At 42.1% G+C, this 10,533-nt stretch carries 16 protein-coding genes; 6 read left to right on the forward strand and 10 right to left on the reverse strand.

Translation table 11 applies throughout. The annotated features are described in order from the left end of the window. The 10 genes from AABK37_RS37455 to AABK37_RS37500 all read right to left on the reverse strand — a co-directional run. Nucleotides 1-3,253 (reverse strand): plasmid replication protein, CyRepA1 family (locus AABK37_RS37455; protein WP_432556517.1); only part of this gene is annotated, 3,253 nt, incomplete at its 3' end. 95 nt (nucleotides 3,254-3,348) lie between these two features. Then, nucleotides 3,349-3,624 carry a hypothetical protein gene (locus tag AABK37_RS37460; RefSeq protein WP_432556518.1) on the reverse strand — a complete coding sequence of 92 codons (276 nt, stop codon included), beginning with the start codon at nucleotides 3,622-3,624 and terminating at the stop codon, nucleotides 3,349-3,351. Beyond that, nucleotides 3,621-3,776, reverse strand: coding sequence for a hypothetical protein (locus AABK37_RS37465; RefSeq protein ID WP_432556519.1), 156 nt, complete (start codon nucleotides 3,774-3,776; stop codon nucleotides 3,621-3,623). The genes AABK37_RS37460 and AABK37_RS37465 overlap by 4 nt, the downstream gene beginning before the upstream one ends. Continuing rightward, nucleotides 3,773-3,949 (reverse strand): hypothetical protein, encoded by a 177-nt coding sequence (locus AABK37_RS37470; protein WP_432556520.1) that lies wholly within the window; start codon nucleotides 3,947-3,949, stop codon nucleotides 3,773-3,775. The genes AABK37_RS37465 and AABK37_RS37470 overlap by 4 nt, the downstream gene beginning before the upstream one ends. A gap of 214 nt (nucleotides 3,950-4,163) precedes the next feature. Next, nucleotides 4,164-4,304 carry a ribbon-helix-helix protein, CopG family gene (locus AABK37_RS37475; protein WP_432556521.1) on the reverse strand — a complete coding sequence of 47 codons (141 nt, stop codon included), beginning with the start codon at nucleotides 4,302-4,304 and terminating at the stop codon, nucleotides 4,164-4,166. Nucleotides 4,305-4,556: 252 nt separating this feature from the next. Continuing rightward, nucleotides 4,557-5,216, reverse strand: a complete 660-nt coding sequence (locus AABK37_RS37480) for a tyrosine-type recombinase/integrase (protein ID WP_432556522.1) — start codon at nucleotides 5,214-5,216, stop codon at nucleotides 4,557-4,559. Nucleotides 5,217-5,219: 3 nt separating this feature from the next. Further along, complete coding sequence (locus tag AABK37_RS37485) at nucleotides 5,220-5,471, reverse strand: hypothetical protein (protein WP_432556523.1); 252 nt, start codon at nucleotides 5,469-5,471, stop codon at nucleotides 5,220-5,222. After that, nucleotides 5,464-5,676, reverse strand: a complete 213-nt coding sequence (locus tag AABK37_RS37490; protein ID WP_432556524.1) for a hypothetical protein — start codon at nucleotides 5,674-5,676, stop codon at nucleotides 5,464-5,466. The genes AABK37_RS37485 and AABK37_RS37490 overlap by 8 nt, the downstream gene beginning before the upstream one ends. Then, nucleotides 5,673-5,945, reverse strand: a complete 273-nt coding sequence (locus AABK37_RS37495) for a hypothetical protein (protein WP_432556525.1) — start codon at nucleotides 5,943-5,945, stop codon at nucleotides 5,673-5,675. The genes AABK37_RS37490 and AABK37_RS37495 overlap by 4 nt, the downstream gene beginning before the upstream one ends. A 248-nt stretch (nucleotides 5,946-6,193) precedes the next feature. Next, complete coding sequence (locus AABK37_RS37500) at nucleotides 6,194-6,391, reverse strand: ribbon-helix-helix domain-containing protein (protein WP_432556526.1); 198 nt, start codon at nucleotides 6,389-6,391, stop codon at nucleotides 6,194-6,196. A gap of 193 nt (nucleotides 6,392-6,584) precedes the next feature. Here AABK37_RS37500 and AABK37_RS37505 point away from each other — a divergent pair, with 193 nt between their 5' ends. From AABK37_RS37505 to AABK37_RS37530, 6 genes are read left to right on the forward strand one after another with little or no spacing between them, the layout of a single operon-like run. Next, entirely contained in the window at nucleotides 6,585-6,797 is a 213-nt protein-coding gene (locus tag AABK37_RS37505; protein ID WP_432556527.1) for a hypothetical protein, read from the forward strand. Nucleotides 6,798-6,844: 47 nt separating this feature from the next. Then, the gene (locus AABK37_RS37510) at nucleotides 6,845-7,075 is read left to right on the forward strand and encodes a hypothetical protein (protein WP_432556528.1); all 231 of its coding nucleotides are present in this window, start codon (nucleotides 6,845-6,847) and stop codon (nucleotides 7,073-7,075) included. Further along, nucleotides 7,060-7,470 (forward strand): hypothetical protein, encoded by a 411-nt coding sequence (locus AABK37_RS37515; protein WP_432556529.1) that lies wholly within the window; start codon nucleotides 7,060-7,062, stop codon nucleotides 7,468-7,470. The genes AABK37_RS37510 and AABK37_RS37515 overlap by 16 nt, the downstream gene beginning before the upstream one ends. Before the next feature lie 2 nt (nucleotides 7,471-7,472). Then, nucleotides 7,473-7,688 (forward strand): hypothetical protein, encoded by a 216-nt coding sequence (locus AABK37_RS37520; RefSeq protein WP_432556530.1) that lies wholly within the window; start codon nucleotides 7,473-7,475, stop codon nucleotides 7,686-7,688. Next, the gene (locus AABK37_RS37525) at nucleotides 7,688-8,509 is read left to right on the forward strand and encodes a hypothetical protein (protein WP_432556531.1); all 822 of its coding nucleotides are present in this window, start codon (nucleotides 7,688-7,690) and stop codon (nucleotides 8,507-8,509) included. Before AABK37_RS37520 ends, AABK37_RS37525 begins: the two co-directional genes overlap by 1 nt. A 52-nt stretch (nucleotides 8,510-8,561) precedes the next feature. Next, complete coding sequence (locus AABK37_RS37530) at nucleotides 8,562-10,490, forward strand: hypothetical protein (protein WP_432556532.1); 1,929 nt, start codon at nucleotides 8,562-8,564, stop codon at nucleotides 10,488-10,490. Nucleotides 10,491-10,533: the final 43 nt, after the last annotated feature.

Raw genomic sequence — 10,533 nt, forward strand, 5'->3', positions numbered from 1 at the left:
CCTCTGGCTTATTAACAATTAGGGGGGGTGTGTCGCTGTTGGTAGCTTGGGGAGGAACGACACACCCCTCTGGCTTATTAACAATTAGGGGGGGTGTGTCGCTTTTTTTTAGCTTCTTAACAGGTGGGGGGGTACCGATTGGTACTATTCGGTAATGTCTCGCTTCTGTAATGCCGCTATCAGTCTTAATGTTTTTCTTTTGGAGAAATTGTGTTTTATACCCAATATGATTAAGCAGACTACTCAAAATTCTTAACCGTTCTTCACCGTTAATTGTTTCTGGTTCAACTCGGCTAATACACAAAGCTCGCTGGATATCTTTGCGATTGCGTAAAGCATCAACTAAATTAACAACCTCTTGGGAATCTTTGTGATACTCCATCGAGCGGGTGGTAAAATCAAGAATTTTTAATTCTCGTAACGCCCAAATAACATCATGCCCCATCGCTGAAACTTGACGGCTAAAGAAATCCTCTGAGAGCGCCGCGTGATTCCAGATTGACTCATGACGCTTTTGGGAGACATCGTAATTTTTCAAAAGCCAGTAACGCTCTTGCTGTCGAATGAATTCGCGGTTTTTGATTTTGCAATGGTAAATAAAATCATCACTCCAAACTTCAGATAAATTAATATCTGGAAGTCTATCGAACAAACGGGTTTTCTCAATACGCCGCTGCGTTGCTTTGTTGGGACTTGCCTTTGCTTTTCTATTGGCTTCCTCAATCGAATTAAATTCAACCGCCTCAAATACTTCTTTGGCGTGTTCCTTTTGTATCTCTATTTTGGCTTCTGATTCCGCTTCTTTTACTGAAATCGAGGTATCCCACTGTTCAATTGTGACGTTGTGTCCGGCTTCCCTCAATGCATGAATTAAGCATTTCCGGTAATTATCCATTTCAAAATTATCTAGGACAGCCAATTTCAAAGAAAAATTTAACCAATCATCATCAGTACGCTTGAGAGCCTGCTGCATTATCTCTTTTGCACTTTGAGGGTTTTCCGCAGATTCACTGGCGAGGATTAATGATTGGGTGATTCTATCTTTAAGGATTTCACCCATTACCTTCTCTAAGTAAGTCGTTGGAGTTGACCTATCTCTAATGGTTGAAAATTCTGGACAGGAAATGTAATGAGGCGTGCTATTATCACGCAACCGAATCATAGATTGGTGTTGGCTATTTGTTGCTAATACCCCAGCATAGAAAGAGAATTTGTGCGTAAAATACCCGTTTAGTGTACAACTAATCCCGCTCTCAGCAGTAGGAGAAAGAATAATGAAATCTGGTTTTTTCTCTAAAATGAATTTATTTGGATCAGCCAAGAATTTCTTAGCCCAATCCTCAGAAGTTGTTTCGGAATTCAAAACATATCCATTTTTGCCAGATTCTGTTAGAAGCTTGTAAAATACTTTGGTTCTTTCTTTGGAATCGGCAAATATCCAGGGTTTTACTTCCGGTCTAAGTAAAAAATTAACTAACGGACTTCTATCACGTTTCTTAATTTCACCATCTTCGTCTATACCTTCAATCAAAATTATATTGTGAGGCGGAATTTTTTGGAGATTCTCAATTTTAACAACATGCTTTTTCGCTGCTATTTTGGCTACAAAGTCAACATAAATATCTGCTAGATTTCCATCGTACAAAAAGATTCTATTGCTTTCTACAAGTATTTTTTTAAATATGCGTAAAATGGTGGCTTGCTCATTTCCTAGAGTGCCGCCGTTTACAGCATATAAAAGCACAGAACATGTTTCATCAATGTGAATATCTCTACCTTTGATGTGACCATCTACTTTTTTGAATGAGTCAATACAGGAAACGATATTACTTTCTTTGTCCAATAACATGAGATGCCCTTCATCGTCAAGGTGAAGGTGATACATCGCGATATCGTTTGCTAATGCTCTCTCAGTTGTTTGCAATAATAAATTGTTGCGATGACCCGGAATGTAAGTACCTAAACCATTAAGATTTGCTTTTTTTACCTCATTAAGTAATGCGTTTGTTTTGCCAGTGCCTAAGCCAGATTTAACAGCGATGATTGCATCAGATTGAGGAATATCGATACTATCAAAACTAAATTCAGCTTGATTAATAACTACATCTGGGGTAAATTTTCTGCTTCTGAGCCACTTATCCCACTGCCAATTATTAGCTTGTTGTTCGGGTTGAGAGTCTAGCTGTGAGGATTCTTCACTTTCATCTGTGGTAGTTTGTTCTGTAGGTTGCGAATTGTTCTGAACTGAGTCAGCACTTTTATCAGCTAATTCAAAAAACTCAGATCGGGAAATGTAGTTAATTATCCCAAAACTCTGAATTTCATCAATATCATTTCCGGCTTTTTCGTACTGTCCCCACCAGCCAACAGAAACATCAAAACCATCAGACACCGCCAAGTCGATAGCAGCTTTGTAATTCTTAACAATCTGTTGATTGTAAATTGCACCACCATCAGGGAACAGCTTGACTGTTTTGGTATTTTGAACTGCAAGAGCCTGCTTAAAAGTTTCTGACGAGCCTTTGAAATTAGCCCCAGCAGCGCCAATGACCTGGATATCGGTGCGATTCTCCCTGAGCCAAAGTTTAAGGGCTGTAATAAGCGATTTTAGGCTACCTTCTAGTAACCAGGTTTCTGTGATTTCAGTTGCTGATGGATGGCTCCAAACAAACAAAGGCAATTCGCCATTAGGCAGGTGAGGCGAGTTGCCGCCTTTACCCCGACTCGACAGCCAAATGTACTTAGCGTATTTATCGCGGTCGTCAGCTGCAATTTGGTATCCGACAATATGACCTTGACCGTCAGTGGCAGCGATCGCGATTCCTCTAACGCCCGTAAGTGTATTGGTTTGTGGGTTAATGCCAGCAAGTTTGGGTGAAATGCCCTTAATTTCTAATCCAGGTTGCCAAGTCCTTACCCAGCCTTGGTTGTAGGCGAACCAGATTTCATTTTCATACAACTTGCGCTTTTTGGCTAAAGCTTTGTGAACGTGGTATTTATTAAGTGAAAGTTTATCGGTAATGGCGCGATATTCCTTGTTACGCTGCTCAACGGATAACAAGCCTTGCAAAAAATCTTGATGTTGCTTCTGTTGCTGTTGGCGCTTGGCAGCTTGTTCAGAGAGCCAATTTTCGCGCTGGGATTGCGTCCACTCCTGGCTATTGTCAAGGCAGAAAGCCGCCCACAGGTCGAAATGTGCCACGCACTTGTAGCCGTTGATACTTTCGCCTTTGCGAGTGTCAGTGAAGCTCATGCACAGGTGCTTGCCCTCCTCATGGTGATGCCTGCAATTTCCTTTAGTGTCCTCACAGATTGGGCAACGGCGGTTACTAGAGGTGGGAGTGAAGCTCACGCTACTACCTCCTTTGATGCTTGCTGTACTTTTGCCTCAAGCTGTAGAAGTACAGCTACAATTTGACCACCAAACCAGGGTAAGGGAATGAGCCTTTTCAGGTAATCGCGCTCATCTTCGCTCAGGTGAGCCGATCGCATCAACATTTCTGGATCGGGACAAGAGCGAAGCGCAACATCACAGCAACCACTTCGCAAATATTTAAATTTAGTGCGGCGATCAACCACCACGTTGTACCGAAATTCGTTGCCGCAGTGCGGGCAGACTTTCATCTTGCCACCTCCAAACTTTGAAGGCTGGCTATTACAAAAATCGCCAAATCACCAGAAACGCCGCGCTTTTCAAGCCATTCAGCCGCTTCGGTAAAGGAGCGATCGGCGATGTAGTCCGATAATTCGTTAATTTCGTATCGATAATCTTTCATGCCACCACCTCCAAGCTTTGAAGGTTTGGCAACATGAAAATTGCTAAATCGCTAATGTATTTCGATATTTCGGCAATTCGGATTAATTGACTTTGCGGGATGTCTTGCGTTATAATTCCTGTAAATTGAATCGAAGCAAGCCGCTTTGTGTAAGGAGTTGAAGTTTTTTCCATTTTGGGTGTCCGTCTAGTTGTCTGCGGACAGCCCCAAACTTTAAATTTTGCGAATCGTCAACAAATCGATAAACTTGTAATACGTTTAATTTTGTTTTGCCTGGTATCAGGCTCTGAGCCGAACGACTACTAATCGTTCTTAATGTGGTTCTAGATGTGGTTCTAGATGACTACTACTAGAGAGACGATCCGCGTTTAAAGCTTGGGACTGCTATCAGCTTTTTCTTATCAAATTATCTAAATACTGGCTAATTGCTAAACGTATCAAATCAGACAATGTTGTTCTTTCTTTCCGCGCTAAATTCTTGAGAATTTGAAGCGTAGTTGCATTAATTCTGAAAGCAAATACCGTCATGGTGTATTACGTCGAAATTACTTTTTAAGGGCGATTCCAGCTTAGTCTATAAAAATGTAAGCTCTGCCTGTATTTCCAAAAAGTTGTAACTAAAAGATACTAAATACGAGAATAGATGTAATTTACCAGATGTCGCGTAAGCGTAATATGGCAAGTTTTTCCGACAAAATTTAACAATCATGGGCAATTATTAAGAAGCGCGTTATGGCAATGCAAGCGCTGACGCTACTAGAGATGTAACAATAGCGTGCATCAGCGCGTCACACCTTTTTTATCAATACTTGGGTCTACATCGGGAAACGGACATTTACCGATGCTGGTATCGGACACAGGCGACAACATTGACAAAGCAGCAATAGCCCCCCGAACCTGGTCTGGTTCCACCTCAAGATAGCGTTGCAGCTGCTCAAGGTTGCGGTGTCCTGAGATTTCCTGAATTACTCGCAGTGGAATACCGGCATTACTCATCAGGGTTAATGCGGTTCTCCGGCAGCTGTGGGTACTAGCCCCCTCGATGTCCGATCGCTTGCATCCTGACCTGAAAATGGCAGCAGCAGAATCCTCATGAATATGACCACGCCCCCATCGACCAGGGAAGAGGTAGCCATCAGCGGAAAGTGGTGGCTCGTAAACTGACAAGTACCGCCGCAAGTCATCTAAAACCGGAATGGTACGGGTAGCAAGTTTACCTTTGGTGTTGCCTTTGCGGATAATCAATTCGGGTCTTACTCTCCTTTTTGAGTCGTACACATCTTTAATTTTTAAGGTTACGCACTCCTTAATCCGACAAGCGGTGTAAAGCATCACAGCACACAGGGTTTTGTCCCTAGTGGTAAGCAAGCCATCGGCAAATAACCGCTGGATTTCTGACTGAGACAAAATCTTTGCTTGACCGTGGCGGTCGATTTTCACGCGCTAAAGAGCGTTTACTACGTTTTTAACCGAAATAATGCCCTCACTACACCACTGTTGCAGTAGCCATCTGTCAGATTCTCTGTCTAGGGCTGGCTTGAGACGAAAGGCAAAAAAATCTTCCCATGCTTCTACACCATGAATGGCGACAAATTGATTCTCAACTTCTTTAAAACGTTCCCAGTTGCGATCGCTAATAGCGGACAGCATTGGAATTAATTCGCTAACTGGTATCTGGGTAGTCGTTTCACTCATCTGGGTAGTCCTCAAAAATACAAATTATTGGTAAAGGGTTTTTCTTGGTGTCAACGACTTTAACCAATCGCATCCCCCTTTTTCTTCCTATCCTTTTACAGCGTTCCTCTGACGCGGCTGGTAGCCAGTACCTTTCCTCGGTCGAATAGTCAAATTCTCCCTCTACCCTCTCTATACCGTCGTCTGGCTGATTACTGCCACTCATGCCACGCCCCTTCCTTGTCCTTTTGCTTGAGAATTGGCGTTTTCTGTAGAATTAGCTTCTGCCTCAAACTCGTCAATATATTTTTGCACCGCTTTTTCAACCACTTCCGAGATTGTGGTTTCTGTGGTTGCAACAAATACCCGAAGCCTTTTGGCTAATTCGCGGTTTACCAACCCTGTAACACGCGAATATTCAGGGTTTTCTCTCCTGCCCAAATCATTAGTTCCAATAGTTTTCTCTACTATTTTCACATGAGATTTTTTAAACATTCCTTTTTGATAACGTTATAACGGGTGAACGTTAGGATATACTATCACTTATAAACCCAAATACGCCAACTTGTTTACCACGCGGGAACTTAAACCAGTTCTCGTGCCGAATTTCCACGCATATTTACACCCAAAACTATGAGTGAGGCTGACTTTGAAAAACTAATTGATGACTACCGCAAACAAGCCTATACCCGCGCTGTAGAAGACTTTCTGAGTGCTTTTGAGGCTTGCGAGTTTCGCACTATTTACGCTGCTCCCTTCCCTTCTCTATGCAAATCTGTTTCAAGGTTTGCCTTGTCCCTAGCAATAGCTTCTTTAACTATCCGCTCTACTAAATTGCTCAAAGTTCTCCCCTCCTTTATTGCCCATTGCCTTAAATATTCTTTATCCTCCGACTCACACGTAAAATTTATTTTCTCAGTTCGCATATCTTCAGAATACATACTCTTACCTCTCACAGTATCTCCCAAACTAAGGAAATTTAGTTCTCATGTCATATTGACTCTTTATAGCATATCTCATAACATGAGAAGTGTTCTGAATTAAAAAAACAAAAGCGCAAAACCCCCTACCACGCGGAAACTTAACCCAGTTCTCGTGCCGGATTTCCACGCATATTCACACCCAAAATCATGAATGAAGAACTTTGAAAACTTAATTGATGACTACCGCAAAGAAGCCTACACCCGCGCTGTAGAAGACTTTCTAACTGCTTTTGAGGCTTGCGAATTCCACCATGATGAATTCCTTTTCGGGCTGTCTGATGCTTTTAAAAAGCGTGGACTTAATGAAATCGCTAGCTACCTAGATAGCGCAGCACAAGTAATTCCTCAACCGGGCACGCCCTGAGAAAGTTTGCCCGGTTGCAGTCCAAATACCTACTTCGTAATCGAACCATGAAAATTGTATCAGGTTTTTTGATTAGTGCAGGCATCGCCTTTACCAGCCCCGCACTTGCAGCCGACTACCAACCGCCTTATAACGGCTCCCTCGTTAGCACGATCGCCTTTATCAGCCCCGCCCTAGCAGATGACTACCAACCGCCTAACAACGGTCATCCAGACGGCACAAGAGTAATTGATTGCCATCGTGGAGGCGAACGGCGCGAGAATTGCTCACAAATTTAAGCCAAAAGTCCGGCGCTGAATCCAATCAACCCGGACTTCTACTAATCCTGCAAGGGATGCATCACGCCGCAAAACGTAATTACAGCAACAATCCTACCATGAGACTTTCAATCAAAAAGCATAACCAAGCCTATTTAGAATCCCTGGCTTCACAGATGGGAATCACAGACATCTCAGAAGTTCTTAATTATGTTCTGCTCGATATAAAAGGGCTTGGCTATCAATTCAGAAATAAACCAGCGCCACAGCCACAACCGCAAGCGCCGCTCGGTTTCGACGCGAGTACTTTTGAGCCTTTTCAGCCTGCTTTTGCTCCTAACCACGACGGCGATCGCAACCACATCGACCCAATGATTCAACGCCTGATTGATGCGGGTCTTGAAATGGAGTTTTGATAATGAAGACTTCTATTTTTGTTTTACTTACTGTCTTGTTGATTTCTGTAACACCTGCTGTCGCAGAAAATAAAAAACTTTCTTGGCTTTGCCGAAAAGGTTTCGTCGGTTGGTTTTGGCATGGAGAACTTTATCCTAAATGCAGCAAAAACGCAATTGTATCTAAGCAGGGGAGCATCTTCGGTCTGTACACTCAAAAACCACGGGAGACAAAATAATGCCAGTCAAAAAACGCGAAAATGGTTCTCTCACCGGTTCCAAGCGCTATGCAGCCGAAAAAGGTAAAAGTGTTGAGGAACAGACGCAAGAGAACCACGCCAAAGCGATGGAAAGAATCAAGGCACGGTTCCAAAAACCCGCCGATACCGTTAATGCGGTTGCCGATGGAGTTCAGACGGTAGCCCAAGGGGTGAAGACCGTAGAACGCGCTGCTCGGACTGTTCGTCAAGCTGTAAATGGTGGTAGCAGCACCGTAACTGACGATGCTAAACAATCCCTAAATAAAGCTTCTCAGATAGCCTCCGAATACGGAATTCAAGAAATTGAAATCAGCGATTTATTGGGAACAGATCCATATTCTGCTGATGCCAATATCCCAGAAATGAAAGCGGCTGACGCCAACCGCGAGAAACTCAAAATCCAGCGTCAGAACAACGCTCTCGAAGTTCGATTGGAGAAGATTAAGCAGGGTAGAAAAGTCGTAGCAGTTGCCACAGAACAACGCCGTTTAATTGGCGACTTTGTAGACTTCTCTACTGTGGGTATTGAAACAGCTACTAAGGTAGTAAAAAATGAGATTGCTAATACTAAATATTTAACAGAGCAATCGAAGTTAGAACAGACTGAAGAACTGTTATATCAACAACGTGTAGCCACACAGGGAACTATGAATCTCACCCACGGGATTGAGGATGAGTGGACACTCAAACTAGAACTACAACAAACTAAAAATGACAGACTCAGGCTTGATATTGAAGGCAGTCACAGAGACAACGACATCAAGCGAGAGGAATTAGAAGCGCGGTTGATTGAAGCTTAAAAATAAGGGAGCTAAAAACTCCCTCTCAAACTATTAAATCTTAGAAACAATCATGAGTATTTCTCTCAAATCTGCATCACGCGGTCTTACTGTCGTGGCTTCTCTATTATGTCTTGGTGGGGTTCTCAGTTTTGCTAAATCAAAACAACCTCTAGCAATGAATATCATTTTAGCTTCTGCAAGTGTGGCTATTAGTAGTGAGTTTGTTAGTAAAAGCAACCACAATAAAGCTAACAATCAACTAGCTGGCATCGTAGCTAAACATAATAATGAATGGCAAATATTAAACACCAAGTATCAGCAGCAAACTCAAGTTTTAAGGGAAACTCAAGCCCTAAGAGATGAGTTACAACAAGCTTTTTCTAAGGCAAGCGATGAGGTCATCCTGAAAAAACAAGTTATTGAAGTCTTACAAGGCAAAGTGAATCAGTTGGTTGTTGACTTTGAAAGTAAAACCCTAGAGCTAGACTCAAAACTACAACAAGAGGACATGCGATATCAAGAATTAATTGACATTTTCAAAGGGTTGATATTTGAGCATCTGAACGAACGCATTTATAAGTTTTTCAACAGTTTGGATGAATCAATTAACAAAAAACTGGAGAGTCAAGACTATCAAGCTATTCATGAAAATTTAATACCTTTCAAGGATAAATTGCAGCTTCACTATGATACTCACTGCGAGCTACTCAGAAGTATAGAAGGTATTGACGGTGACTTGGCTGATATTGTTACCGACATTCTGAACATTTATTCTCGTATTGTGGATGAGCAAACAGCACTAAAGACACGCTTCAGAAACCTCTTAAACCTTGATGAAAGACGCTCTTTAGAAGATGCTTACAGCACTTTGGCTGATATCACGAAGACTCATACACCAATAACCAAGGCTAAAGATTTACTTGGTGAGTACAACGCTTTTCAAAAAAATCAACTTGATAATCTAGGTGAAAAGTTGGAGGATAACGTCAATTCCCTAGAAGAAATGCGAGGTCAAGTTTTTGACTTAATTGCTCAAATAGAGAAATTATCTTTAGAGAAATTAAGTCTAAAACAGCAATTAGATGAAGCCAAAAAACCACAACAGTTTTACGGTAGTGGCAAGATTGTTGAGGCAGGTAATCAAATCAGCGAACATTACTATAAATTAGGCTACAAACTTGATTGCTTAGACTGGACAGAAACATCAACAGGTTACACTCTCACTTTTGGAATTAGGAACAATTCAGGCTTAACCGAAAAAGAATTGTTTGCTGATAACTTACACGAACAATTAGCTTCTTACACTACAGCACTGAAAGGAACACTACCAACCGCTGAATTTAACCGACAAAATTGTACTTTAATCCTCACAGTTCAGTTACGCCCATCAGTTAAAAAAGAAGTTGATGAACTTTCTGATGAATCTATCAACCGCTTGGCTAGGAGTTGGGACACTTGGAAAAAACACGCTAAGAAATGGAACCGAATTAGAATTACCGGGGGTAGCGGCGCTGGTAAAAGTCCACTAACAGAGCGGATTGTATCAGAGCAACTGCAACACAAAAAGGTGAAAGGCATCGACGCTATTAAGCTGTACAATCCTCAAGCTGGTAGTCGCAAAGATAATTGGAGTTTTCCCAGTACAGGTAAGACACATCAAGATAGCATTCGAGGCGTGGCAGAGCTAACCGGGTTATGTGGACGTAAGTATCAAGGTAGTTTTGGTATTTGGATATTTGATGAAGTCGATAGCACTTTGAGACAAGCGCCCGGTAAACAACGCCCTACCAAAGACGACCCCGAACCGGAACCGCCAATGAGCGCGAACATGCTTTCAATCATTACCCAGATTGACCATACCTCACAGGCTGTATTTTATTTGGGGCAAGGTGCTAACACTGGCAAGATTCCTAATACCACTAAAGGAGACTGGAATAATTTCAGTAAACCAAAAAGTTTTCTCCTCAGGGCGATCGCTAAAAAATTTTGTAGTAGATGATACTTTTTATTCAGCAAATATTGAACCAGCAAGACTAGGATTG

Source organism: Tolypothrix sp. VBCCA 56010 (assembly GCF_050875635.1).
Taxonomy (GTDB): Bacteria; Cyanobacteriota; Cyanobacteriia; order Cyanobacteriales; family Nostocaceae; genus Hassallia.

Coding starts and splice junctions, on each gene's coding strand:
- AABK37_RS37460 (WP_432556518.1), bottom strand. CDS start 3,624: ATGAAAGTCTGCCCGCACTGCGGCAACGAATTTCGGTACAACGTGGTG.
- AABK37_RS37465 (WP_432556519.1), bottom strand. CDS start 3,776: ATGAAAGATTATCGATACGAAATTAACGAATTATCGGACTACATCGCC.
- AABK37_RS37470 (WP_432556520.1), bottom strand. CDS start 3,949: ATGGAAAAAACTTCAACTCCTTACACAAAGCGGCTTGCTTCGATTCAA.
- AABK37_RS37475 (WP_432556521.1), bottom strand. CDS start 4,304: ATGACGGTATTTGCTTTCAGAATTAATGCAACTACGCTTCAAATTCTC.
- AABK37_RS37485 (WP_432556523.1), bottom strand. CDS start 5,471: ATGAGTGAAACGACTACCCAGATACCAGTTAGCGAATTAATTCCAATG.
- AABK37_RS37490 (WP_432556524.1), bottom strand. CDS start 5,676: ATGAGTGGCAGTAATCAGCCAGACGACGGTATAGAGAGGGTAGAGGGA.
- AABK37_RS37495 (WP_432556525.1), bottom strand. CDS start 5,945: ATGTTTAAAAAATCTCATGTGAAAATAGTAGAGAAAACTATTGGAACT.
- AABK37_RS37500 (WP_432556526.1), bottom strand. CDS start 6,391: ATGTATTCTGAAGATATGCGAACTGAGAAAATAAATTTTACGTGTGAG.
- AABK37_RS37505 (WP_432556527.1), top strand. CDS start 6,585: ATGAAGAACTTTGAAAACTTAATTGATGACTACCGCAAAGAAGCCTAC.
- AABK37_RS37510 (WP_432556528.1), top strand. CDS start 6,845: ATGAAAATTGTATCAGGTTTTTTGATTAGTGCAGGCATCGCCTTTACC.
- AABK37_RS37520 (WP_432556530.1), top strand. CDS start 7,473: ATGAAGACTTCTATTTTTGTTTTACTTACTGTCTTGTTGATTTCTGTA.
- AABK37_RS37525 (WP_432556531.1), top strand. CDS start 7,688: ATGCCAGTCAAAAAACGCGAAAATGGTTCTCTCACCGGTTCCAAGCGC.
- AABK37_RS37530 (WP_432556532.1), top strand. CDS start 8,562: ATGAGTATTTCTCTCAAATCTGCATCACGCGGTCTTACTGTCGTGGCT.